Annotated in this window: 19 protein-coding genes and 1 riboswitch; of the genes, 11 read left to right on the top strand and 8 right to left on the bottom strand. The window is 73.2% G+C overall.

Annotated elements, in window-relative coordinates:
• Positions 1-16: 16 nt before the first annotated feature.
• Positions 17-406: a phage holin family protein gene (locus tag HNR67_RS40525; protein WP_185008893.1), complete on the bottom strand. Its 390-nt coding sequence runs from the start codon at positions 404-406 to the stop codon at positions 17-19.
• Between the two features lie 39 nt (positions 407-445).
• Entirely contained in the window at positions 446-1,087 is a 642-nt protein-coding gene (locus HNR67_RS40520) for a LysE family translocator (RefSeq protein ID WP_185008891.1), read from the bottom strand.
• Between the two features lie 175 nt (positions 1,088-1,262).
• On the opposite strand from HNR67_RS40520, the gene HNR67_RS40515 reads away from it, so the two are divergent.
• The gene (locus HNR67_RS40515; RefSeq protein ID WP_185008889.1) at positions 1,263-1,700 is read left to right on the top strand and encodes a GNAT family N-acetyltransferase; all 438 of its coding nucleotides are present in this window, start codon (positions 1,263-1,265) and stop codon (positions 1,698-1,700) included.
• Positions 1,701-1,762: 62 nt separating this feature from the next.
• Here HNR67_RS40515 and HNR67_RS40510 read toward each other — a convergent pair whose 3' ends face one another.
• The 3 genes from HNR67_RS40510 to HNR67_RS40500 form a co-directional block, all read right to left on the bottom strand.
• Positions 1,763-2,767: a hypothetical protein gene (locus HNR67_RS40510; protein ID WP_185008887.1), complete on the bottom strand. Its 1,005-nt coding sequence runs from the start codon at positions 2,765-2,767 to the stop codon at positions 1,763-1,765.
• 140 nt (positions 2,768-2,907) lie between these two features.
• A complete protein-coding gene (locus HNR67_RS40505) occupies positions 2,908-3,945 on the bottom strand; it encodes a serine hydrolase (protein WP_185008885.1) in 1,038 nt (345 codons plus the stop codon).
• A gap of 202 nt (positions 3,946-4,147) precedes the next feature.
• Positions 4,148-5,317 carry an 8-amino-7-oxononanoate synthase gene (locus HNR67_RS40500; protein ID WP_185008883.1) on the bottom strand — a complete coding sequence of 390 codons (1,170 nt, stop codon included), beginning with the start codon at positions 5,315-5,317 and terminating at the stop codon, positions 4,148-4,150.
• Positions 5,318-5,355: 38 nt separating this feature from the next.
• Between HNR67_RS40500 and HNR67_RS46565 the strand changes: the two genes are divergently transcribed.
• From HNR67_RS46565 to HNR67_RS40460, 8 genes are all read left to right on the top strand, one after another.
• A complete protein-coding gene (locus HNR67_RS46565; RefSeq protein ID WP_221490215.1) occupies positions 5,356-6,588 on the top strand; it encodes a cytochrome P450 in 1,233 nt (410 codons plus the stop codon).
• Between the two features lie 50 nt (positions 6,589-6,638).
• Positions 6,639-7,217, top strand: coding sequence for a TetR/AcrR family transcriptional regulator (locus tag HNR67_RS40490; protein ID WP_312989222.1), 579 nt, complete (start codon positions 6,639-6,641; stop codon positions 7,215-7,217).
• An 18-nt stretch (positions 7,218-7,235) separates the two neighbouring features.
• Positions 7,236-7,353: riboswitch (cobalamin riboswitch) on the top strand.
• A gap of 32 nt (positions 7,354-7,385) precedes the next feature.
• The gene (locus HNR67_RS40485) at positions 7,386-9,383 is read left to right on the top strand and encodes a putative cobaltochelatase (protein ID WP_185008881.1); all 1,998 of its coding nucleotides are present in this window, start codon (positions 7,386-7,388) and stop codon (positions 9,381-9,383) included.
• A gap of 16 nt (positions 9,384-9,399) precedes the next feature.
• On the top strand, positions 9,400-10,014 hold the full coding sequence (gene cobO / locus HNR67_RS40480) for a cob(I)yrinic acid a,c-diamide adenosyltransferase (RefSeq protein WP_185008879.1): 615 nt from the start codon (positions 9,400-9,402) through the stop codon (positions 10,012-10,014).
• Positions 10,008-11,366: a cobyrinate a,c-diamide synthase gene (locus tag HNR67_RS40475; protein ID WP_185008877.1), complete on the top strand. Its 1,359-nt coding sequence runs from the start codon at positions 10,008-10,010 to the stop codon at positions 11,364-11,366. Before cobO ends, HNR67_RS40475 begins: the two co-directional genes overlap by 7 nt.
• 297 nt (positions 11,367-11,663) lie before the next feature.
• Positions 11,664-13,253: a cobalt-precorrin-4/precorrin-4 C(11)-methyltransferase gene (locus HNR67_RS43955; protein WP_221490214.1), complete on the top strand. Its 1,590-nt coding sequence runs from the start codon at positions 11,664-11,666 to the stop codon at positions 13,251-13,253.
• Between the two features lie 179 nt (positions 13,254-13,432).
• Positions 13,433-14,641, top strand: a complete 1,209-nt coding sequence (gene cbiE, locus HNR67_RS40465) for a precorrin-6y C5,15-methyltransferase (decarboxylating) subunit CbiE (protein ID WP_185008875.1) — start codon at positions 13,433-13,435, stop codon at positions 14,639-14,641.
• A gap of 10 nt (positions 14,642-14,651) precedes the next feature.
• Positions 14,652-16,976, top strand: coding sequence for a cobalamin biosynthesis protein (locus tag HNR67_RS40460; protein ID WP_185008873.1), 2,325 nt, complete (start codon positions 14,652-14,654; stop codon positions 16,974-16,976).
• A gap of 488 nt (positions 16,977-17,464) precedes the next feature.
• Here the strand turns inward: HNR67_RS40460 and HNR67_RS40455 are convergent, their stop codons facing one another.
• A complete protein-coding gene (locus tag HNR67_RS40455; RefSeq protein WP_185008872.1) occupies positions 17,465-17,884 on the bottom strand; it encodes a winged helix-turn-helix transcriptional regulator in 420 nt (139 codons plus the stop codon).
• Between the two features lie 105 nt (positions 17,885-17,989).
• On the opposite strand from HNR67_RS40455, the gene HNR67_RS40450 reads away from it, so the two are divergent.
• Both HNR67_RS40450 and cobA read left to right on the top strand, forming a co-directional pair.
• On the top strand, positions 17,990-19,057 hold the full coding sequence (locus HNR67_RS40450; RefSeq protein WP_185008870.1) for an alkene reductase: 1,068 nt from the start codon (positions 17,990-17,992) through the stop codon (positions 19,055-19,057).
• Between the two features lie 153 nt (positions 19,058-19,210).
• Positions 19,211-20,461, top strand: coding sequence for a uroporphyrinogen-III C-methyltransferase (gene cobA, locus HNR67_RS40445; RefSeq protein WP_185008868.1), 1,251 nt, complete (start codon positions 19,211-19,213; stop codon positions 20,459-20,461).
• 418 nt (positions 20,462-20,879) lie between these two features.
• On the opposite strand, the gene HNR67_RS40440 is transcribed toward cobA, so the two are convergent.
• Positions 20,880-22,961 carry a DEAD/DEAH box helicase gene (locus tag HNR67_RS40440; protein ID WP_185008866.1) on the bottom strand — a complete coding sequence of 694 codons (2,082 nt, stop codon included), beginning with the start codon at positions 22,959-22,961 and terminating at the stop codon, positions 20,880-20,882.
• Positions 22,962-23,287: 326 nt separating this feature from the next.
• Positions 23,288-24,154: a serine protein kinase RIO gene (locus HNR67_RS40435; protein ID WP_185008864.1), complete on the bottom strand. Its 867-nt coding sequence runs from the start codon at positions 24,152-24,154 to the stop codon at positions 23,288-23,290.
• Positions 24,155-24,311 lie beyond the last annotated feature (157 nt).

Genomic DNA, 24,311 nt, shown 5'->3' with positions numbered 1-24,311 from the left:
GCGGCCGGCGGTGGTGCTAGTCGTCCAGCGCCTCACGTGCCTGGAGAACCGCGTTCAGCACCCAGCTCACGAAGGCCACGATGATCGCGCCGAAGAACGCCGGCCAGAAGCCGGTCACCTGGAACGGCAGGTCCAGCTTGTCGGCGAACCAGCCGGTCAGCATGAACAGCAGACCGTTGACCACCAGGCCGATCAGCCCGAGGGTCAGCAGGTAGAACACGCAGCCAACCAGCTTCACCACCGGCTTGATGACCGCGTTGACCAGACCGAAGACCAGGCCGACCAGCAACAGGGTGCCGATCTTCGCACCCACCGAGACCGGACCTGGTCCGATGTCGATGCCGGGCAACGCGGTGGACACCCACAGCGCCACGGCGGTGATGACTACCTGGAGGATGAAGAACACGGGCGGCTCCCTGGGTCGGACGGCGGCGGGCCGTGCGGCTCAGCTGCCGAGCACCAGCCCGACCGACATGCTCAGGAAGGCTACCGCGCAGAAGGCGTCCAGCCCGTTCAGCACCACCGGTCGCGCGAGCCGTTCCTGCAACCGGCTCGCCGCCAGCACGATCGCCAGCTCCCAGGCGAAGGCCAGCACCATGAACACCCCGGCCAGCACGCCGAGCTGGAGCACCGGGTTGCCGGCGGCTCCGATGAACTGCGGCAGGAAGGCCAGGCAGAACAGCAGCATCTTCGGGTTGGTGATGTTGCACAGGAACCCGCGCAGGAACGGGCCGTTGCCCGCCCGCTCGTCCTCCCGCTCGCCCGCGGTCGCGGTGCGCAGTTCGCCACGGGCCAGCCACAGCCCGCGCGCGATGGAGAAGGCCAGGTAGCCGAGGTAGGCCGCGCCCAGCCAGCGCAGCGCGGTGAGCACGCCCGGCGAGTGGCTGATCAGCAGGCCGAGCCCGGAGACCACCAGCGCGACGTGCACCAGCGCGGCGGAGTGGATGCCGGCCAGGGTGAGCAGCCCGGAGCGCACGCCCTGCCGCAGCGAGGTGCGCAGCAACAGGAACGCGTCCACCCCCGGTGTGAGCACCACGACGGCACAGGCGAGCAGGAACGCGGGCAGTTGGGTCAGGTCCAGAGACATGTCGCCTCCCTCGCGGTAGCAGGACGAACCATGGGTTCAAAGCAGATTCAACGGGCAATCTTTCGCCTTGATGGGATCTTAACAGGAAGACTTACGGTCATTGACGCGGAAACTACGTGTGCTCCCTCACCCCGGCCGATCTTGGGAACTTTCCGTGAGGTGATAGGAACGGCAGGTGAGCACCCTGTACCGGGCCACCGGTGACCAACTGGACGCGAGCACCCTCTACGCCCTGCTGCGCCTGCGCGTGGACGTCTTCGTCGTCGAACAGGAAAGCCCCTACCCGGACCTGGACGGCCGTGACCTGGACCCGGTCACCCGGCACCTGTGGTTCGCCGAGGCCGACGGCGCGCCACTGTCCTACCTGCGCCTGCTGATCGAGCCCGACGGCGCGACCATCCGGGTCGGCCGCGTGGTCACCAGGGCCGACGTGCGCGGCAAGGGCCTGTCCCGCGAACTGATGCGCGAGGCGCTGACCGATATCGGCGATGCCCCGTCCGTGCTGGACGCGCAGACCACGGTGACCGGCTTCTACGCGAGCTTCGGCTACCGGATCACCGGCCCGGAGTTCCTGGACGGCGGCGTCCCGCACGTCCAGATGTCCCGCCCCTGAACACGACAACGGCGCCCTGACCACCCCCTCGATGGTCAGGACGCCGTTCGTTCGGCCTGCGCTTACAACCCGCGGGCGACGAACCCGCCGCTGGACGGTGCGAAGAAGGGCGTGAAGCCCTGGCAGTCCAGCACCGGGGGCGACGTCGGCAGCCCCCACAGCCAGCCGATCCGGTCCGCGCGCGCCCCGTCGTAGACGGAGAAGGACACCCTGAGCCCGACGTGCGCGGGATCCGCGCTCCGCTCCACCACCCCGGTGGCCATGCCGACCCGCCCGCCGACCAGCAGGCAGGTGATCCGCCCGCTGAAGTCGGCGACCAGTCCGCCGTCCGGCCGGTGGTGGGTGACGTGGAAGCGCCCGCTCGCGGTGTCCGGCGCGGCCCCCGGCGCGACCTTGGCCGCCACCGAGAACATCAGCGGATCGTCCTGGAACTGGGGGTCCTTGCTGGTGCCGCGCACCGTGCCGGCGAGCAGGTGCCCGCGATCCGCCTCCGCCGAGACCGCCACCCCGGAACCCTCGGCCCGCTCAGCCGCGTCCGCCCCTGGCACCGGCCCGCGCACCGCGAAATCCCCGTCGCTCAGCCGCAGCACCGGCGCACTGCCCTGCAGCGGACTCACCGGCTGCCCGAAGAACCCCCACACCCAGCCGATCCGGTCCCCGCGCCGCCCCTCGTCCTGCACGGTCAGCGACACCGGCTTGCCCACGAACTCGATCTGCGGCGCGCCGGGATGCTCGGCCCAGGTGATCTTCCCGTTCACCACGCCGACCTGACCGACCGCGTGCAGACCGGTCACCTCGCCGGAGAACCGGGCCAGCAGCGACCCGTCCGGCTTGTGGTGGCTGACCTTGAACGTCCCGCTCGGCTTCAGCGGGTCGGTGGCACTGGCCTGGATCTCGAACCGCACCGGATCACCGGCCATCGAGCCGAACTCGGGTCCGAGCTGCCCGCCGGCCGAGCCGCGCACACTCATCGGCGCCTCGGCCGCGAAGGCGGGCGCCGCGACCCCGCCGAGAACCGCCGTGGCGGCCAGTCCGGCCACCAGGAACCCGCTTGCTGTCCTTGTCATGCCCCGAGAATCGCGGCCCGGCCGCGTCCCCGGGTCCCGCCCCGGCGTGATGGTGCTCCCCCGCCCGAGGGAGCACCATCAGCCCGGATCTCCGGGGCCGATTCCGGGTCGACCCCGAGACCCTGGTCCATTGCCGCCGGTCAGCCGCCGTTGCTGGGCTGGTACGCGGGCTGGTGGTGGGTGCGCGCGGTGCTGGCGGTGATCCGGGAGACCGCGTCGACCATCTTGCGGCCCAGCGCGACCCTGGCCCGCAGTGCCGGGTGGGTGGTGCTGTAGTCGTTCAGGTTCTCCGCCGGGTCACCGCGGAACTCGCCGGAGGCGAACAGCGAGTAGGTCACCATCGGCTTGCCCGCGGTGTCGAAGATGACGCCCGCCTCGTTGCGCCCGTCGGCGAACCAGCCGGCCTTGGTCGCCACCCGGCCGCGTTCGGCGGAGTTCAGCTCCAGCCGGACGCCGTCGGTGAAGGCCGACATCGAGCGCAGCAGGGTCAGCACGTACTCGGTGGAGGCCGCGGAGAGCAGCGTGCCGTCGACCAGCCTGCGCAGCATCGTGTGCGTCTCGCGCGGGGTGGTCTTGCCGAGGAAGAACCGGTTCGGGTTGGCCACCGGCTTGACCTGGGTGTGCGTGAAGCCCTTGGCGCGCAGGATCTCGTTCAGCTCGGCCGCCGGGCACACCAGCCCGCACAGCCGGACCGCGGTGTTGTCGGAGACGGTGAGCAGGTTGGCCATGGCGTGGCCCAGCGTCACCGAACTCGGGTAGGCGCCGTCGAAGCCGAAGATGCCGTCGCCGTCCTTGCTGACGATCGCGCTGGTGACCTCCACCCGCTGGTCCAGCGTCAGCAGCCCGCGGTCGATCTTGTCCAGCACCGCCGCGGCGACCGCGATCTTGTTGACGCTGTACGCCTCGACCACGCGGTCCGCCTCGGCCTCCACCGCGGGAACCGGGGTGCCGTCGGGGTCGGTGACGCTGATGAACGAGGACCAGGTGCCGCCCGCCCGCAGCGACTCCCGCCGGTAGACCCGTTCGATCCGCCTGCGCGCGAGCGCCGCGGAAGTGGGGATGACGCTCTCGTCGTCGACAGGCTCGCTCTGCGCCGCCGCGATCGTGGTGGAACCCAGCATGGCGCCCGCCGCTGCCACAGTCCCCAGACCGAGCGCGCGCCTCCGGTTGATGGTCATGCGCGGCAGCCTAGGGCCATTCGAGTGACAAGCAAGGAAAACATCAGTCCTCTGTCGGACTCGGCCCGCGCGGACACCCCGGACGGAGCAGCGCGGGCGGCTGTTCGCCTGTCGTGCCTTGCGGCAAGTGTCGTCAGCGGGCTTGCCGCCACGGTGCGGCGGCCCCGCGCGCGTGGTGCGGGCGGCCTCGCGGTCAGCGTTGTCAGCGCTCCCGTCGCGCGGCCGCCGGGGCGTTGCGCGTGATGACCTCCACCGCCCGGCCAAGATCCGCGGCAGCCAGATCCGCCCGCGCGGTCAGCCGCAGCCGCGACACCTGATCCGGCACCGACGGCGGCCGGAAACAGCCCACCGCGACCCCGTCCGCCCGGCACCGGCCCGCCCACTCCACCGCCTCGGCAGGCGAGGGCGCGCGCACCGACACCACCGCCGCACTCGGCGAACTCACCGCGAACCCGGCCGCGCCCAGCCGCCCCGCCAGCTCCCGCGCCACCCCTCGCGCCCGCCCGGCCAGCTCCGGCTCGGCCCGCAGCACCCGCAACGCGGCCAGCGCCCCACCCACGCAGGCGGGGGCCAGCCCGGTGTCGAAGATGAACCCGCGCGCGGTGTCCACCAGGTGCGCGATCACCCGCCGCGACCCGAGCACCGCCCCGCCCTGGCTGCCCAGCGATTTGGACAGCGTGGTGGTCACCACGACGTCGGCCGCCCCGGCCAGCCCGGCCGCGTGCACTCCGCCCTGCCCGCCCTCGCCGAGCACGCCGAGCCCGTGCGCGTCGTCCACGATCAGCGCCGCGCCGTGCGCCCGGCAGGCATCGGCCAGCTCGGGCAGCGGCGCGAGGTCGCCGTCCACCGAGAACACCGAATCGGTCACCACCAGGGCACGCTTCTTCACGCGTTCGGCCAGCAGCCTGGCCACCGCGGCCGGATCGCGGTGCCCGGCCTCGGCCGCCTCGGCGCGGGACAACCGGCAGCCGTCGATCAGCGAGGCGTGGTTGTGCGCGTCGGTGACGATCAGCGTGCCCGGCCCGGACAACGCGGTGAGCGCGCCCAGGTTGGCCAGGAACCCGGAGGAGAAGACCAGTGCCGCCTCCGCGCCGCAGTGCTCGGCCAGCTCGTGCTCCAGCTCCGCGTGCAACTCCGTCGACCCGGTGACCAGCCGCGATCCCGTCGCCCCCGCACCCCAGCGGCGGGCCGCGGCCGCGGCGGCCTCGGTGACCCGCGGATCGCGGGTCAGGCCGAGGTAGTCGTTGGAGGCCAGGTCCAGCGCGGCGGCGTCGGCGGCCCGCGGCCGCAGCGAGCGGGTCAGGCCCGCCCGGGAGCGGGCCTGGGAGCGGGTGTCCAGCCAGGCGAAGACGTCCGGGGTGGTCGAGGTCACCGCCGGAGTGTCGCATCAGCCGGGCTACCGTCTTGGACGTGCGGGCGACGACGGGTTCTCTAGACGAGCTGGACCTGTTCGGTCCACGCTTCGTCGGCGACCCGTGGCCGAGTTTCGCCGAACTCCGCGAACGCGCCCCCGTGCACCACGACCAGCGCACCGGCCTCTGGCTGGTCAGCAGGCACGCCGACGTCCGCGCGGTGCTGGCCGACCCCGACGGGTTCATCCCGGACAACGCGCTCACCGCGATCACCCCGATCCCGCCGCCGCAGCTGCGCGTGCTGGCCAGGGCCCGGTTCTCCCTGCCGCCGACGCTGGCCAACAACGGCACCGACAGCCACACCGGCCTGCGCCGCCTGGTCGCCGGCTACTTCACCCCCGGCCGGGTCCGCGACGCCGAACCCCGCATCCGCGCCCTGGCCAACGACTACCTCGACCGCCTCCCGGCCACCGGCTCGTTCGACCTGGTCAGCGGCCTGGCCGCGGAGCTGCCCTGCCGGGTGCTGCTCGACCTGCTCGGCCTGACCGAGGTCGACCTGCCAGTGCTCAAGGCGTGGAGCGCGGCCTCCCTGGAACTGTTCTGGGGCCGCCCCGACCCGGACCGCCACCAGGCCCTGGCCGAGGCGGCGGGGGAGTTCCACCAGTGGCTGGCCGCCCGCATCCGCGCCGCCACCCCCGGCAGCCCGGACCTGTTCGGCCAGCTCGCCGCGCACCGCGCGCCCGGCGACCGCCCGCTGCGCATCGCCGAGGCGGTCGGTGTCTGCTACTTCCTGCTCATCGCCGGCCAGGAGACCACCAGCCAGCTGCTCAGCACCCTGCTGCACCGCCTCATCCCGCACGCCGACCTGTGGCCCCGGCTGGCCGCTGGCGAACCCGGTTTGGCCGATGCCTGCGTGGAGGAGGTGCTGCGTCGCGAACCACCGGTGAACACCTGGCGCCGCATCGCCGCCCGCCCGGCCACCCTCTCCGGCGTCGACGTGCCGCGCGGCGCGCACCTGCTGCTCCTGCTCGCGGGCTCCGGCGCGGACCCGGACGTCTTCCCCGACCCCGAGCGGTTCTGCCCGGCCCGCCCCGAGGTCCGCCGTCACCTGGCCTTCGGCCACGGCCGCCACTTCTGCCTCGGCGCCGGACTGGCCAGGACGGAGGCGAGCGTGGTGCTCACCGAGGTCGCCCGCCGCCTGCCCCGCCTGGAACTCCTCGAAGCCGAACCACCCATGCTCGGCCTGCTCTCCTTCCGCGCCCCGCTGCGCGTGCTCGCCCGCCGCGCCTGACCGGTCCGGTAAATTCGGACCGCCAGTCCGGTTACCCAGGGAGGAGTTCCGTGGCCGAGCGTGCCGACGCCGCCCGCAACCGCCAGGCGATCCTCGCCGCGGCCGAGCGGCTGATCATCGAGCGCGGCCCGGACGCGGTCACCATGGACGAGATCGCGCTGGCCGCCGGGGTCGGCAAGGGCACGCTGTTCCGCCGCTTCGGCGACCGCTGCGGACTCCTCCGCGAACTCCTCGACCAGTACCGGGGCGAGGTGACCGACAAGGTGGACACGGCCTGCGCGGACACGGCGGATCCGGTGGACCGGCTGCTCGCCTACCTCGGCGTGCTCTTCGACGAGTCCCAGCGCCTGCGCCCGCTGGTCGCCGCCCTGGAGGCGGAGGCGACGCCCGGCTCCTGCTGCCGCTCCGCCGCCGGACGGCACCGCGTGCTCGCCGAGTGGATCACCCGGGCCAACCCGGCCCGTGCGGGCTCGGCGGACTTCCTCGCGCACGCGCTGCTCGCCGCGATGCGCGCCGAGCTGGTGCGGCACCTCACCGAGGACCTGGGCACGCCGCTGGCCCGGGTGCGCGCCGACCTGCTCGCGCTGGCCAGGGCAAGCGTGATCAGCGAGACGGTCGCGACCGCCTGATCCTGTGCGACGATGCGAACTGCTTTGTCAGCGAGGGGTGCGCGAGGAACCCGGTGCGAGTCCGGGACGGTCCCGCCACTGTGACCGGAGCCTGCCTCCGGGAGTCAGGAGACTCGGCCCCTCGATCCTCCGGCCCCGGGCGTGGACACCCGAGGAAGGACCGCGCGCATGACCGTCGGCTACCCGTTCTCCGCTGTGGTCGGACACCCCGATCTCCGGCTCGCCCTGCTGCTCAACGCGGTGCACCCGGGGATCGGCGGGGTGCTGGTCCGGGGTGAGAAGGGCACCGCCAAGTCGACCATCGTGCGGGGCCTGGCCGCGTTGCTGCCCCCGGTCGCCGTGGTCGAGCACTGCCGCTTCGCCTGCGACCCGGCCCGCCCCGACCCCGGCTGCCCGGACGCCCCGCACGACGGCGCGGCCACCAGCCGCCCGGCCCGGCTGGTCGAACTCCCGGTCGGCGCCACCGAGGACCGCCTGGTCGGCTCGCTCGACCTGGAACGCGCGCTCACCGAGGGCGTGCGCGCCTACCAGCCCGGCCTGCTCGCCGGCGCGCACCGCGGCGTGCTGTACGTGGACGAGGTCAACCTGCTGCACGACCACCTGGTCGACCTGCTGCTCGACGCCGCCGCCATGGGCCGCGCGCACGTCGAGCGTGAAGGCGTGTCCATCTCGCACGCGGCGAGCTTCCTGCTGGTCGGCACGATGAACCCGGAGGAGGGCGAACTCCGGCCGCAGCTGCTCGACCGGTTCGGCCTGACCGTCACCGTGCTCGCCGCCCGCGACACCGACACCCGCACCGAGGTCGTCCGCCGCCGCCTGGCCTACGAGGCCGACCCGGCCGGTTTCGCCGCCAGCTGGACCCCGGACGACGAGGACCTGGCCGCCCGCATCGCCACCGCCCGCGCCGCACTGGCCGCGGTGACCCTGCCCGATGTCGAACTGCGCCGGATCGCCGCGCTGTGCGCCGCCTTCGAGGTCGACGGCATGCGCGCGGACCTGGTGGTGGCCCGCACCGCGCTCGCACACGCCGCCTGGCGCGGCGCCGAGGCGGTGGCGGCGAGCGATGTCGAGGTCGCGGCCCGGCTCGCGCTGCCGCACCGCAAGCGCCGCGACCCCTTCGACGAGCCCGGCCTGGAGGAGGAGCAGCTCCAGCAGGCCCTCTCCGCCGCCGCCGAGGAGGCCGAACCACCGCGACCCGAGCCGGAGGACGACCCGGACGGCCCCGGCGGCGGCCAGGACCACGGCGAGAACTCCGCCCCGCCGCAGGGCGAGCAACAGTCCACTTCGGACGGTGAGCGGTCCGGCCCCGATCAGCCGAGGCCGAGCGGTTCCGGCAGCGGCGAACAGGCCCCCGCCACCCCAGCGCCCGCCTTCCGCGCCCGGCTGCTCCAGGTCCCCGGCCTGGGCGAGGGCGCGCCCGGACGGCGTTCCCGGTCCCGGTCGGAGTTCGGCCGGGTGGTCCGCGCGTCCACAGTGGACGGACACGGGCTGCACCTGTCGGCCACCGTGGCCGCGGCCGCCCCGCACCAGTCCACCCGCGGCCGCACCGGCCCCGGCCTGCTGCTGCGCGGCGAGGACGTGCGGCGCGCGGTCCGCGAGGGCAAGGAGGGCAACCTGGTGCTCTTCGCGGTGGACGCCTCCGGCTCGATGGCCGCCCGCAAGCGGATGTCCGCGGTCAGCGGCGCGGTGCTGTCCCTGCTGCGCGATGCCTACCAGCGGCGGGACAAGGTCGGCCTGGTCACCTTCCGCGGCAACAGCGCCGAGCTGACCCTGCCGCCGACCTCCTCGGTGGACGCGGCCGCCGCCCGGCTCAAACGGCTGCGCACCGGCGGCCGCACCCCGCTGGCGGACGGCCTGCTGCGCGCCCGCAAGACCCTGGCCGCCGAACGCCTGCGGGACCCGCGCCGCCGCCCGCTGCTGGTCGTGGTCACCGACGGCCGCGCCACCGTCGGCGTGCACGGCGACCCGGTCCGCGACGCCCTGCGCGCCGCCGCCCTGCTCGCCGCCGACGGCGTGGCCGCGATCGTGGTGGACTGCGAACACGGCCTGGTCCGCCTCGGCCTGGCCGCCCGCCTGGCCATCGCCCTCGGCGCGAACTGCCTGACCCTGGACGAGTTGTCCGCCGACCGGGTGGCCGGCGTGGTGCGCGCCGCCCGCGCGGCCTGAGCCGGGAGGAAAACCGATGCCGCAAGGACAACCGACCAGTGTGCCCGCCGACGGGATGACCACCAGGCAGCGCCGCAACCGGCCGCTGCTGGTGGTGCACACCGGCGAGATGAAGGGCAAGTCCACCGCCGCCTTCGGCATGGCGCTGCGTGGCTGGAACCAGGGCTGGTCCATCGGCGTGTTCCAGTTCGTCAAGTCCGCCAAGTGGAAGGTCGGCGAGGAGGAGGCGTTCCGCGCGCTCGGCAGGCTGCACGAGCAGACCGGCGAGGGCGGCGAGGTCGAGTGGCACAAGATGGGCGAGGGCTGGTCCTGGAGCCGGAAGAAGGGCACCGAGACCGACCACGCCGAGGCCGCCCGCGAGGGCTGGCGGGAGATCGCCCGCCGCATCGGTGAGGCGCGGCACGGCATGTACGTGCTGGACGAGTTCACCTACCCGATGCACTGGGGCTGGATCGACGTCGAGGAGGTCGTGGCCACCCTGCGCGACCGGCCAGGCCACCAGCACGTGATCATCACCGGCCGCTATGCCCCGCCCGCGCTGCTGGAGGCCGCCGACCTGGTCGCCGAGATGTCCAAGGTCAAGCACCCGATGGACGCCGGGCAGAAGGGCCAGCGGGGGATCGAGTGGTAGCCAGACTGGTCATCGCCGCCCCCGGCTCCGGCGCGGGCAAGACCACGGTGGCCACCGGCCTGATGGCCGCGCTGCGCCGCCGCGGCCTGCGCGTCGCACCCGGCAAGGTCGGGCCCGACTACATCGACCCCGGCTACCACGCGCTGGCCACCGGCCGTCCCGGCCGCAACCTGGACCCGGTGCTCTGCGGCGAGGACCGGGTCCGCCCGCTGTTCGCGCACGGCGCGCGCGATGCCGACATCGCGATCATCGAGGGCGTGATGGGCCTGTTCGACGGTCGCCTCGGCACGCCGGGCCACGGCTCCACCGCGCACGTGGCCACCCTGCTGGACGCGCCGGTCGCGCTGGTCGTGGACGCCCGCGGCCAGAGCCGCAGCCTGGCCGCGCTGCTGCACGGCTTCCGCAGCTACGACCCGGCGGTGCGGATCGCCGGGGTGCTGCTCAACAAGGTCGGCTCCGACCGGCACACCCAGGTGCTCACCGAGGCATGCGCCGAGGTCGGCCTGGACGTGCTCGGCAGCCTGCCGCGCGATCCGGCCTTCGAGCTGCCCTCCCGGCACCTCGGCCTGGTCACCGCGGCCGAACACGGGCGCGCGGCCACCGAGGTGGTGGACGCGCTCGCGGACAAGGTCGCCGGCGCGGTCGACCTGGACGCCGTGCTCCGCCTGGCCCGCTCCGCCCCACCACTGCCCCCGGCGACCTGGGAACACGGCCTGGAACCCGGCCCCGGCCGACCGGTCATCGCCATCGCGGGCGGCTCCGCGTTCACCTTCGGCTACACCGAGCACGCCGAACTACTCGCCGCCGCGGGCGCCCAGGTCGAGGTCTTCGACCCGCTGCGCGCGGAGGCCCTGCCCGAGGGCGCCGCCGGACTCGTGCTGCCCGGCGGCTTCCCGGAACAGCACGCCGAGGAACTCTCCGCCAACGCCCCGCTGCGCGCCGCGGTCGCCGCCCTGGCCACCGCGGGCGCGCCCGTGCACGCCGAATGCGGCGGCCTGCTCTACCTGGCCCGCGAACTCGACGGCCGCCCGATGTGCGGCGTGCTGCCCGCCATCGCCCGGATGACGCCGCGGCTGACCCTGGGCTACCGGGACGCGGTCGCGCTCGGCGATTCGGTGCTGCAGCAGGCCGGAACGCGCCGCACCGCGCACGAGTTCCACCGCACCGAGCTGGTCCCCGCCTCGGGTGCGACCGCGGCCTGGGCCTGGCGGCAGGACGATCGCCCGCACGCCGAGGGGTATGTGCTCGGCAGCGTGCACGCGTCCTATCTGCACACCCACCCGGCCGAGGACCCCGGTTCGATCGCCCGGTTCGTCAGCCACGCCGCGACGTTCGCCGCACGCCAACCCTGAACGCCGGATCGAGGGTCTGGACTTCGGCCCATTCGCCCGAAGCTATCGATTGCCCGACACGCACAGTCACCACTGTCCTAGGTGGACCGTCACAGGTCCGGCGATTCGGCGCAGCAGCGGCTACGTGACGTGGCGATCTTGGTCTAGCGGGTACCGGGCTGCACGGGCCGGGAATCGCAGGCGGTAACGTCGTCGCCTACTCGCCGGACGCTCGGAGCACACCGACTCGCGACACCGGCGCCAAGTCCGAAGTGGACAGAGAAGTCCTTCCGCCTGCCGCGGGAGAGGGGAACTGCTGTGAGTGGTCGGATCTCGTTCATCGGCGCGGGGCCCGGTGCCGCCGACCTGATCACGCTGCGGGGCGCGCGGCGGATCGCCGAGGCGGACATCGTGGTGTGGTCGCCCACGGTCGTCGACGCCGACTGCGTGCGCGAACACGCCACCGCCGAGGCCGAGCTGATCGACTGCTCCCGGGTGGGCCACGAGCAGATCCTCGACGTCTACCGCCGGGCCGCGGTGAAGAAGTTGTCCGTGGTGCGCCTGCACTCCGGCGACGCCACCCTCTGGGGCGCGGTGCAGGAGCAGTACGACGCCGCGCAGAAGATCGGCCTGGAAGTCGAGATCGTCCCCGGCGTCTCGACCCTGTCCGCCGCCGCGGCCGCGGCAGGCCGTGAGCTTGGCCCGGTCTCGGCCGCCGCACCGGTCGTGCTGACCAGGCCCGAGGGCGACACCGGCGCGCTGCCGGATGGCGAGAAGCTGCGTGAACTGGCCGCGCACGGCGGCACCATGGCGGTCGCGCTGTCCGCGGCCCGCACCGAACAGCTCGTCGAGGAGCTGCGCGCGGGCGGCTACGCCGAGGACACCCCGGTCGTGGTGGCGTACAAGACGAGCTGGCCGGACGAGCTGCTCGTGCAGACCACGCTCGGCGAACTGCTGGGCACGGTCAAGGAGCACAAGCTCTGGCGGCAGACGCTGTTCCTGATCGGCCAGGTGCTGCGCGCCGGTGGCCAGCGGGCCCGGCTGTACCAGCCAGGTACCCGCCCGGCGACGAGCTACCGCCGCAGTGATTTCACCGCCCGCCGCGCCGAACGCCTCGCCGCGGGCCAGCCCCCCGAAGCCGTGGTCGAGGCCGAAGCCGACACCCCCGCTACCCCGAACACCTGGTGGTCCGGCCGCGACCAGCTCGAGTCCACCCGCTCCTCCCGGGCAGGCGCCCGCTACCGCACCGGCGCCTCCAAGCGCGCCGCCGCCGCGGCCGCCACCCGCTCCGGCCAGGTCACCCTGGCCCTGCACGACGAGCAGAACCGCGCCGCCAAACCCGGCCCAGCCACGAACAGTGCGGCCACGAACGGCACGGCCACGAACGGCGTCAGCACGAACAGCCCGGCCGCCGCAGGCTCGAACGGCGCAGGCTCGAACGGCGCAGCCACCGCGGGCATGAACGGCGCGGCCACGGCCACCTCGAGCGTGCACGCCGCGCACCCGACCGGCACCGGCCAGACCGGCAACGGCTTCGCCGGCGCCGACCAGACCGGCACCGGCTACGGCCAGACCAGCAACGGCTTCGCCAGCGCTGGCCGGACCGGCGCGGCAACCCCCGCCGCGACCGCGCCCGGCGCGAAAACCACTGCGGCACAGCAGGTTCCGGCCCACCACGGCACCGCCCCCGCCATCGAGCGACCCCAGGCCGACACCCCGGCCGGGACCCCGCGGATCGAGACGGTCAAGGTCGCGGTCGAGGTCGAAGCCCCCAGGACCGAATCGCAGGCGGCCACCCCGGCCCAGCCCGCGATGAAGGCGTCGACGGCGGGAAAACCCGCCGCAGGCAAGAACAAGGCGAAGTCCACCGCCACCCGGCGGACCAAACGGACTCCGCGGAGCAGCTGACCCGATGACGGCGGACGAGGACTTAGCGCGACGCTCGGCGTTGTCGCCGCGCGTCCGCCGCCACTCGGGTACTTCAACGGTTCATCGGCGAGCCGCGCCAGCGGATCCGGCCCGGCGTTGCCATGATCGACTTCAGGTCGGCCGCTGGTGGCCGTAACCGAGGCGGAGTGGGTGGCGACATGACGGTCACTGTGGTCGGCGTCGACGGCGGTCCCCTGGTCCCCGACGCGCAGAAGGCCCTTGCCGACGCGCGGCTGGTCATCGGCAGGCGTCGGCTGCTGGAACTGCACGCGCCCGAAGGCGCGCGCCGGATCGAACTCGGTCCGCTCGGGCCCGCGCTCTCCGCGCTCGGCTCGCTCACCGACGAGGACGGCCCCGCCGTGGTGCTCGACCACGGCGACCCCGGGTATTTCGGGATCCTGCGGGAGATCCGGGCCCGCAACATCCGCGCCCAGGTGGTGCCCGCGCTCTCCACCGTGCAGCGCCTGCTCGCCCGCATCGGCCGCTCCAGCGACGACGTCACCGTGGTCAACGCCCAGGGCCGCGAACTGCGCAAGGCGCTCAACGTCTGCCGCGCCCGCCCCGCGGTCGCGGTGTTCACCGAGGGCGTGGCCGGTCCGGCCGAGATCGGCGCCGGCCTGCTGGGCTGGCGGCGCACCCTGATCGTGGCCGAGGACCTGGGCGGCCCGGACGAGAACGTCACCTCGATCTCCCCGGCCAAGGCCGCGAAACGGCGCTGGAAGGACCCGAACCTGGTGCTGTGCCTCACCGATCCCGGCCTGGTGCCGGAGCCGGGCTGGTACCTGGGCGGCGAACCGGTGCCCGCGGTCGGCGGCTGGGCCCTGCCCGAGGAGGCGTTCGCCCACCGCGACGGCATGGTCGCCTCCGCCGAGGTCCGCGCCCTCGCTCTGGCCCGGCTCGCGCCGCGGCCCGGGATGCTGGTGTGGGACGTCGGCGCTGGTTCGGGCGCGCTGGGTGTCGAATGTGGACGGTTGGGCGCCGCGGTGATCGCGGTGGAGCGCAATCCGGTGCACACCATGCGGATCGTGGCCAACGCGGTCAACCACGGCGTGGACGTCCGGATGGTCGAGGGCGAGGCCCCCGCGGTGCTCTCCGGCCTGCCCACCCCCGACGCGGTCTACGTCGGCGGCGGCGGTCCCAAGGTCGTCGAGGCATGTGCCGCGGTCGGCGCGGAACGCGTGGTCGTCGGTCTCAACGCGCTGGACGAGGTCGCCTCCTGCCGAAACGCGCTGCGCGGCGGCGGTTACCAGGTCGACGGTTGCCAGCTCAGCGTCGCCCGGCTGGGCACGCTGTCCAACGGATCGAGCACCCTCACCGCGGTCAATCCGACGACCCTGCTGTTCGGCCGCCGCGAGGACGCCGGATAGCGTTGCCCGCGTGATCGGGCTGTTCGCGGCGAGCGCCGCCGGAAGGCAAGCCGCCGCCGAACTCGCTGGCCGCCTCGGCCCCGCCGCCGTGCTCGCCGACGGCCCGGTCCGCCCCGCACTGGAACGCCTGTGGCCCCAGCTGGACGCCGCGGTGTTCCTGCTCGCCACCGACTCCACCATCCGCCTGCTCGCCCCGCTGCTGCGCGAACGCCACAACGACCCGGCCGTGGTCTGCGTCGACGAGGCGGAACGGTTCGCGGTAGCCCTCATCGACGGCCCAGCTGGCAACGCCCGCGACCTGGCCGAACAGGTGGCCGAGATCCTCGGCGGCACCGCGGTCGTCACTGCCGCCGAACACGCCACCGGCACCACCCCACTGGACGAGCTGGCCGAACTCCTCGACGCCGCCGTCGACGGCGACCTCACCGCCTGCGGTGCCGCCGTGCTGGCAGGCGAACGCGTCCGCCTGGCCAACCCCCTCGGCTTCCCCCTCCCCGCCCTCCCGGCCAACGTCCTGCTCTCCGACACCCCCCTCGGCGACGAGAGTCCACAGTGGACAGTCCTGGTCGACGACCGCCTGCCCAGCCCGGAACCCGAAGGCCAGGTCCTGCGCCTGGTGCCCCGGACCCTGGTCGTCGGCATCGGCGCGGGCAGCGGCGTGTCCACCACCGCCGTCACCACCGCGGTAGCCGCCCTGACCGACGAACACCGCCTGGACCACCGCGCGGTGCTCGCCTTCGCTACCGTCGACACCAAGGCCACCGAACCCGGCATCGCCGAAGCCGTCGAGGACCACGGCTTCTGGACCGCCCGAACCCCCCGCCTGCTGCACTACCCGGCCACCACCCTGGCCACCATCCAGGTCCCCAACCCCAGCCCCCAGGTCAACACCACCACCGGCACCCCCAGCGTCGCCGAAGCCGCCGCCCTGCACGCCGCCGCCACCCTCGCCCAGGGCGCCCCCACCGAACTCGCCGCCGAGAAAACCCCACGCGGCAACGTCACCGTCGCGGCGGCCCGCATCCGCCCCCGAGGCCGCCTGGCCGTCATCGACCTCGGCCCCGGCCACCCCGACCTGCGCGTCCCCCGAGCCGAAGCGGAACTCCGCAAAGCCGCGGTGGTCGTCGGCACCGAACAAGCCTTGTCCCAGGTCCGCACCCTGGTCCGCCCCGGCACCGAACTGTGGTCCAGCGGCAACCCCCAGGAAGCAGCCACCCAGGCCGTTGACCTGGCCACCGCCGGCCGCGCCGTGGCCCTGCTGAGCCCAATCGCCCCCACCACCGGCCCGGAGATCACTGTGATCGCCGTCCCCGGCCTGTCCCCAACAGCAGTAGCCGCCACAGCCCTGCTGAGCGCCCCACCCCTCCCCGGCCCACAGCCAACCCCGGCCGCAACCGCGCAGTCAGCCGCAACCGCGCAGCCGACCACGGCACACCAGCCACCCACAGCACCACTCTCGCCCGCGGACTCCGCCGCCGCCGTGACCCGGCCCGCGCCCGCAAGGCCCGCCAACGCCGCAGCACCCCGCCCGCCCGCAGCATCCGCGGACGTCACAGCACCGCATGCACCCGCCGGGCCCGAAGACGACGCGGCACTTCATGCACCCGCGGCACCGCATTCGTCCACAGGACAGCATTCGCCTGCGAGCCCGGAAGGCGTTGCAGCACCGCATGCCACCGCCGAGCCCGAGGACATCGCGGCACCGCATGCACCCACAAGTTCCGCGGACGTCGCAGCACCGCACCCGCCCATCGGCCCCGACAGCGTTGCAGCACTGCACCCGCCTGTCGGCCCCGACAGCGTTGCAGCACTGCACCCGCCTGTCGGCCCCGACATCGTTGCCATACCGCCCGCGCCCGCAGGGCCCAACAACGCCGCGGCAACCCGCCCGTCCGCGGAGCACGAGCACGCCACCGACCGGCACCCGACCACCGAGCCGCGCACCGGCGAGACGCCCAACGTCGCCGTGCCCACCCCGTTCCCGGGCGCGGCACCACACCGCGGCACCACCGCACCCGGCGGCCACATCGAGCTGCTGCTGTCCGCGGCCCAGCCCTGGCCCGAACAGGAACAGCGTCTCCGTGGACTCGCCGCGAGCGACCTGCCGCTCTGGCTGAGCCCCACGACCGCCTGGCAAACCCTGGCGACCGAGGTCCTCACCGCGCTGCTGGAATCCCGCGGACCGGACACCCCCGCCGGTGTGGTCCGCAACCCGGGCCGGCCAGACCAGGCCGCCCGGTGGATCCCGCTGGCCGAGCTGGACCCGGCCGCCTTCGACGCTAGCACCGCCGTCGTGATCGGTGTGGCGGCTATCCACAGGGCCCCCGGACACTGAGAAATCCGGCCCGAAGTGAACCGGCCGCGTGCGCGAGTTCAACCGAATGTGTACCCGGGACAGTCGAACTCGCTGGTTCGGTCAATTCTGTGGCCGTGACCGTCCGGTAATCGTCGCGGATCGTGTTTCCACAGGCCCCGGAGAATCCAACTTCCGTGCAGTTGACCAGCCTGTTGGCCGCGTGTTGGCATTGACTTAGCACCGGGACGTAGTCGGGCCAGACTCGGGGAGGTCGAGAAACGGGCCTGTCACGGCAGGCAAGTGGTGGCCACTACAGCACGAGTGGTGGCGAAGGGATTATCCGAAGCCCCCCGACGCCGCGGTGCCGGAGATCGGAGTACGAAGCACGAAGTGGTTGTTCCGCGATGAGTTCGCGGCGGGCGGTCAAATCCGCATCCAGTGTGCTGATCGCGCCGAAGAGAGACTGCTCTGCCTGCCCCATCCGCCGCCCGGGGCAGGCAGAGCTTTTTCGGTTATCCGAATTCTTCTCAGGTCTGATTGACCGGCGCCGCGGTGGCGGATTCGGCTGATCGCGCCGCCGCCTCGCTCGCCGCCTGGGCCGCCTTCATCGCGGCGTACTGGGCCTGCACCTCCGGCGGGGCGTGCCGGTGCGCCCAGTCGCCGAGCAGGATCACCACGTCGGCCAGCTCGCGGCCCTTGTCCGTCAGCCGGTACTCGATGCGCACCGGCCGGGTCGGCTCCACGTGCCGGGTGACGATGCCCTCGCTCTCCAGCTCCTTGAGCCGGATCGACAGCAGCCGGTCGGTCAGGTCGGGGATGGTCTCGGTCAGCTCGGAGAACCTGGTCCGGCCGGCCAGCATGGCGCGCACGATCGCCCCGGTCCACCGGCGACCGAGCACCTCCATGGCGTCCTGGAACTGCGGACAGTAGGGGGTGATCTGGTCCATTCGCGCAGCTTACCTCCGATTAGCGCCTTCCGCTTGACAAGCTAACCTTCGGTCGGGAAGCTTATGGAAAGTAAGCCAGTCGGGAAAAACTTGTGGAGGACGCACGTGAGCACCCTGTTCGACGAGGCGAAGATCGGCGGCCTCGGGCTGGCCAACCGCATCGTCCTGTCCCCGATGACGCGTAACCGGGCCGACCGGGACGGGGTGCCGACCGACCTGATGGCCACCTACTACGCCCAGCGGGCCGGCGCCGGCCTGATCGTCACCGAGGGCACCCAGCCGTCGGCGATCGGCCAGGGCTACGTGACCACGCCCGGCCTGCACACCGACGCGCAGGTCGCGGGCTGGCGCAAGGTCACCGACGCGGTGCACGCCGAGGGCGGCCGCATCTTCATCCAGATCATGCACACCGGGCGCATCGGCCACTCCTCGCTGCACGGCGGCGAGCCGCAGGTGGCGCCGTCGCCGGTGCTCGCCGAGGGGCAGACCTTCACCTATGAGGGCCTGGTGGACAACGAGACGCCGCGTGAACTGACCACCGCCGAGGTCGAGCAGACCGTGGCCGAGTTCGTCGAGGCCGCGCGCAACGCGATTCGGGCCGGTGCCGACGGTGTCGAGCTGCACGGGGCGAACGGCTACCTGATCCAGCAGTTCCTGGCCAGCGGCAGCAACCAGCGCACGGACAAGTACGGCGGCTCGGTGGCCAACCGCATCCGGTTCGCCGTCGAGGTGGCCACCGAGGTCGCCAAGGCGATCGGCCCGGAGCGCGTCGGCCTGCGCATCTCCCCGGCGAACACCTTCAACGGGATCAGTGAGACCGAGACCGAGGAGCTGTACCCGGCGCTGCTGCGCGAGATCGCCCCGCTGGGCCTGGCCTACCTGCACATCGTGGAGAGCGCGGGCCGCGAGTTCACCCGCACGCTGCGCGCCCAGTGGTCGGGCACGGTCATCCTCTCCCCGAACAACGACGGCGCCCCGACCGGCAGGGAGCACGGCGAGCAGGCGATCGCCGACGGCGCCTGCGACCTGGTCGCCTTCGGCAGGCAGTTCCTGGCCAACCCGGACCTGCCCGCGCGGTTCCGCGCCGGCGCGGACCTGAACGAGGCCGACCCGGCCACCTTCTACGGCGGCGACCACCGCGGCTACACCGACTACCCGGCCCTGGCGGTCTGACTGGGCGAGTGATCGAGGGCGGGGCGGCGTGGGGCCGCCCCGCCCTCGCGGTTTCATGCTGAGGAATATTCCGGTCAATGACCGATATGGTCATCACCACAGCTCGGCGACGTCATCGTGGACTTCACAGCGGCCCGGGGCATGCTGTTTCACATGCACGCAGAGCACCACTATCTGGCCGGACTGGACCTCACCGGCCGCCGGGTCGTCATCATCGGAGCCGGCACCGTCGCCCAGCGTCGCCTGCCCCGGCTGGTCGCGGTCGGCGCGGCGGTGGAGGTCATCGCCCCCGAGGCGACTCCCGCGGTGGATGCCATGGCCCAGGCCGGCGAGATCACCTGGACCCGCCGCCGCTACACCGAGGGTGATCTCGACGCCGCCTGGTACGCCCTGGCCTGCGCGGACGATCCCGAGGTCAACGCCGCGGTGGTAGCCGAGGCGGAGGCGCGACGGGTGTTCTGCGTGCGCGCCGACATCGGCGTCAAGGGCACCGCGGTCACGCCCGCGATGGGGGAGCACGACGGACTGCTGTTCGGGGTCCTGTCCGGTGGCAGGCCACTGCGCTCGGCCGCGGTGCGCGACACCGTGCTGGACGCGCTGCGCACCGGCCAGCTCGACGACGCGCACGCGGGCCCCGACCCGAGGGTGCGTACCGGCGAACTGCCCGGCGTCGCACTGGTCGGGGGTGGTCCCGGCGATCCGGAGCTGATCACCGTACGCGGCCGCAGACTGCTGGCCAGGGCGGATGTCGTGGTCGCCGACCGGCTCGCACCACGCGAGCTGCTGGAGGACCTGCCACCACAGGCCGAGGTCGTGGACGCGGCCAAGATCCCCTACGGCCGCGCGGCCAGCCAGGAGTTCATCAACAAGACACTGATCGAGAACGCCCTGGCCGGGAAGTTCGTCGTCCGCCTCAAGGGCGGCGACTCCTACGTCTTCGGCCGCGGCTTCGAGGAACTGATCGCCTGCGCCGAAGCAGGTGTGCCGGTCACCGTCGTCCCCGGCGTGACCAGCGCGTTCGCCGTGCCCGCCCTGGCCGAGGTGCCGGTGACACACCGCGGGGTGGCGCACGAGGTGGTCGTGGTCTCCGGCCACGTCGCGCCGGACGACCCACGCTCACTGGTCGACTGGTCACTGCTGGCCCAGCTACGAGGCACCCTGGTGCTGCTGATGGCGGTCGAGCGGGCCGAGGTCTTCGCCGCCGCACTGATCGAACACGGCCGCCCCGCGGACACCCCGGTAGCGGTGATCCAGGAGGGCGCGACCCGGAGCCAACGCGTGCTGCGCTGCACGTTGGAAGGTCTGGGTGCGGCGATCCGGGATGAGGGCATCCGGCCGCCGGCGATCATCGTGGTCGGGCCGGTCGCGGGTCTTGCCGCGGAGCTGCCGGGGCGTTCGAGCTGATCGCGGGCGCGGTGGGGCGGTTGGGGGACTGAGGGCACGGTCGGGCCTGGCGGGGTGCTGGGGCGTGCTCCGCGACTCCGCGACTCCGCGACTCCGCTACGGAGCGACTGTGCGAGTCCGCGGCGACGTCGGCCGGATGGCCGGGCAAGGGAGTGGTCGAGCGAAGAGGCGACCGCAAGAAGCGACGGCTGTGCGAACGGATAACTAGGTAACAGCGTGCCGTGCTCAGCGCTCCGCGATCACGCGAACCAGTCGGACCGCGCCGACACCGTATCCGGCCAGCCACGGTCGACGCGCCTCCCCGCCACGACCCGGCCGCGCCACCGCGGAACCAGCGGAACCAACCAAAACGGGGCGGCCCCGGCACCATCGATCTGGTGCCGGGGCCGCCCCGTCTGTACTGCTAATCAGCTACTAGTCAGCGACCCGCGCTCGGGCGGTGGGTCGCGCCGCCGGTGTGGCGGCGCTGCTGCCAGCCGCCACTGCTGCTGCGGTTGCCGCTCGGGCGACCTTCGCCGCCGCGCCAGCCTTCGCCGCCCGCGCGCCGGTTGTCGCCGCCGGAGCGGTTCTCGGTGCGGTAGCGGTTCTCGCCGGTGCTGCCAGTGCCCGCGCTGTGCCGGTTGTCCGAGCGGGGGGTGTCGTAACGACCCTCGCTGCGGTTTTCCGAGCGGTAGCGGTCGCCCCCACTGCGGTAGCGGTCACCGCCACCAGCGGTGCGCTCGCCGGCGGAGCGGTTCTCGCCGTAGCCGCGGTTCTCGCCATAGGAGCCGCCGCTGCCTGCGCGGTTCTCCGAATAACGGTTACCTGGGTAACGGTTCTCCCGGTAGCCGCCCTCGCGGGGCGCGCTGTCGCGGGAGGCGTTGTCGCGGTAGCCGCCCTCGCGGGGGCCGCGGGAGTCGTCGGTGCGGCGGAAGTCGCCGCCCCGGCTGTCGGCGCCGCGGTTGTCGCTGCTCCGGTTGTCACTGCCGCGGTAGCCGCCGCGGTCGTTGGACCGGTACTCGCCGCCACCGCGGTAGGTCGAGTCGGACCGGCCCTCGCCGCTGTCGCGGAAGTCGCGCCGGGCCTCGGTGTAGTCCCGCCGGGACGCGCCGCCGCGCTCGTCGGTGCTCGGCTTGAAGCGGTTCGGCCGGCCACCCTGACCACGGTCGCTCCAGCTGCTGCGGCCGCGGTAACCGCCGCCGCCCTCGCCACGCTCCGGCCGGTCGCCGAACTTGCGGCGGCCCACGGGACGCTCCGGCTCGTCCGGGATCGGCTCGCCGCTGGGCTCGCGGGCGCCGGTCAGCTGGATCAGCGCCTGGTCGCCGGGGCGGACCTTGGTGGTCACCGGGCTGACGCCGGCCTTGCCGGTCATCGCCTGCACCGAGCGGCGCTGGTTGTGCAGCACCAGGGTGACCACGGTGCCCGACTCGCCGGCCCGTGCGGTGCGGCCCGCGCGGTGCAGGTAGTCCTTGGGGTCGGCCGGCGGGTCCACGTGCAGGACCAGGCTGACGCCGTCGACGTGGATGCCGCGGGCGGCGACGTCGGTGGCGACCAGCACGGGGGCGATGCCCTCGCGGAACTCGGCCAGCGTCCGGGTGCGGGCGCCCTGGGTCTTGCCGCCGTGCAGCGCGCCGGCGCGAACGCCCAGGCTGCGCAGCTTCTTGGTCAGGCGGTCCACGGTGTGCTTGGTGCGCACGAACATGATCGTGCGGCCGTCCCGCGCGCCGACCTCGGCCACGATGGTGTTCTTGTCCTCGGCGGAGATCAGGAGCACGTGGTGGTCCATGGTCGTCACGCTGGCCGAGGAGGGCGCGGTCGAGTGCGTGACCGGGTTCTTCAGGTACTGGCGGACCAGCTTGTCCACGTCACCGTCGAGGGTCGCGGAGAACAGCAGGCGCTGACCGTCGGCGGCGACCAGGTCGAGCAGCTCGCGGACCTGGGGCAGGAAGCCCATGTCGGCCATCTGGTCGGCCTCGTCCAGCGCGGTCACGGTGACCTCGGACAGGTCCGCGGTGCCCTGGCGCACGTGGTCGGCCAGCCGGCCGGGGGTGGCGATCAGCAGGTCGACGCCGCGGCGCAGCGCGCTGATCTGCTTCGGGAACGAGGTGCCACCGACGACCATGCGGCAGGTCAGGCCGAGCGCGTCGGCGTAGTCGGTGAGCGAGTCCTGGACCTGCATCGCGAGTTCGCGGGTCGGCACCAGCACCAGGCCACGCGGCTGGCGCGGCTTGGCGTGCGAGCCGGCCAGGCGGGTCAGCATCGGCAGGCCGAACGCGAGGGTCTTGCCGGAACCGGTCTGACCCCGTCCGAGCACGTCCTTGCCGGCGAGCGCGTCGGGCATCGCGGCGGCCTGGATCGGGAACGGGGTGATGATGCCCTTGCGCGTCAGCGCCTGGACGACCGGGAGCGGCAGACCAAGCTCGCTGAAGGAAGGAACCGCCTGCTCGACGACGCCCTCGGCGTCCTCAGGGCGAGCGGGACTGACAGATGTGTCAACGGACACAGATGACCTCCGAGACATGGCACGTCTCGGGGATGCCCCACGCCATGGATGGCGTTTCGGGAGCTGATCGCAAGGACGAGCCCGGCGCGTTGCGCGCCTCTGGTGGGTGGTTTGGCACCACGGGCCGTTCAGTGTGGCTGGACGGCGACCATCGGTCGTCCGCCCGATCGCGGTACCTGATCAGTGTAGCTGGTGTCCGGAGATGCTCCGCACCGATCCAGCTCTGAGTGAGCGAGCTAACGTCCGCACAGGTCAGAGCGGCGTGGACCGGTGGGCGCGCGGTGTCCACGAAGCGGACAGCGGCGCCCACCGGTTGGACTCCGGTGCGCGGCGGTTCAGCCGGTTCAGCGGATGCCGGCCTCCCTGGCCAGCAGGTCGGTCAGCCAGTCCGGATCGGCCACGCCGGGGGACAGGCCGCGGCTGACGAACCAGTCGCACACCCCGCGCACATCGCGATCCAGGTAGCCGCTCGCCGCCGGGTTGGCGACCAGGTCCACCGCCTGCGGCAGGTCGATCAGCATCAACCGCCCGCGGTGCACCAGCAGGTTGAACGCGGACAGGTCGCCGTGGGTCAGGCCCTGGGCGGCCAGGTCCAGCATCGCCTGCACCAGTTGCCGCCACAGGCCGCGCAGCTCGTCCGGGTCCGGGCGGAGCTGGGCCAGCCGCGGCGCGGCGGTGCCGTCGGGTTCGCCGAGGAACTCCAGCAGCAACTCGGTGTTGGCCAGCTGCACCGGATACGGCACCGGCACCCCGGCCAGCCACAACCGGCTGAGCACGGCGAACTCGGCGACCGCCCACTGCTGGCTGATCACGTCGCGGCCGAAGGAGGTGCGCTGCGCCATCGCGCGCATCTGCCGGGACTCGGCGACCTTGCGGCCGTCCAGGTAGCCGGCGTCGCGGTGGAACATGCGGTGTTCGCGGGCGCGGTACCGCTTGGCGGCCAGCAGACAGGAGGTCCCGTCCGCGCCGGTCCGCTCGATCAGGTGCACATCGGCTTCCTTGCCGGTCTTGAGCACACCCAGTTCGACATCGGTCGTGTCCGGGTCGGTGACCAGCCAGTCCGGCACGGGGCCGGGGCCGCGTTCGGAGCGGGACAGCTCCTCGAAGCGCCGCCGCCGGGTCGCGTCGCGCGGTTCCTCGTCGTCGAAGCGCTTCTTACGGCGCGGGGTGCGGGATGAACTGAAGGCGTTGTCGTACTCGTGCCTGCGCACGCTGGGTCTCCTAGGTGACTACACCCCAGCCGTGCGCGCGAGAAAGACGTCAGCGACCGGCGGGGAGAACTGGCGGGCAACGGCGAACCGCGCCCAGGGCGATGGCAAGTTCCATCGGTCCCACCTCCTCGACCCAGCCGGTATGAGCACCGGCACC

The sequence above is a fragment of the Crossiella cryophila genome, assembly GCF_014204915.1.
GTDB classification, from domain to species: domain Bacteria; phylum Actinomycetota; class Actinomycetes; order Mycobacteriales; family Pseudonocardiaceae; genus Crossiella; species Crossiella cryophila.
Note: the sequence above shows the minus strand (reverse complement) of the source record. Positions and strands in the feature narration are given on the sequence as shown.

Coding starts and splice junctions, on each gene's coding strand:
- HNR67_RS40520 (WP_185008891.1), bottom strand. CDS start 1,087: ATGTCTCTGGACCTGACCCAACTGCCCGCGTTCCTGCTCGCCTGTGCC.
- cobO (WP_185008879.1), top strand. CDS start 9,400: ATGCCGCAAGGACAACCGACCAGTGTGCCCGCCGACGGGATGACCACC.
- HNR67_RS40455 (WP_185008872.1), bottom strand. CDS start 17,884: ATGGACCAGATCACCCCCTACTGTCCGCAGTTCCAGGACGCCATGGAG.
- HNR67_RS40510 (WP_185008887.1), bottom strand. CDS start 2,767: ATGACAAGGACAGCAAGCGGGTTCCTGGTGGCCGGACTGGCCGCCACG.
- cbiE (WP_185008875.1), top strand. CDS start 13,433: ATGACGGTCACTGTGGTCGGCGTCGACGGCGGTCCCCTGGTCCCCGAC.
- HNR67_RS40440 (WP_185008866.1), bottom strand. CDS start 22,961: ATGTCTCGGAGGTCATCTGTGTCCGTTGACACATCTGTCAGTCCCGCT.
- HNR67_RS40505 (WP_185008885.1), bottom strand. CDS start 3,945: ATGACCATCAACCGGAGGCGCGCGCTCGGTCTGGGGACTGTGGCAGCG.
- cobA (WP_185008868.1), top strand. CDS start 19,211: ATGCACGCAGAGCACCACTATCTGGCCGGACTGGACCTCACCGGCCGC.
- HNR67_RS40485 (WP_185008881.1), top strand. CDS start 7,386: ATGACCGTCGGCTACCCGTTCTCCGCTGTGGTCGGACACCCCGATCTC.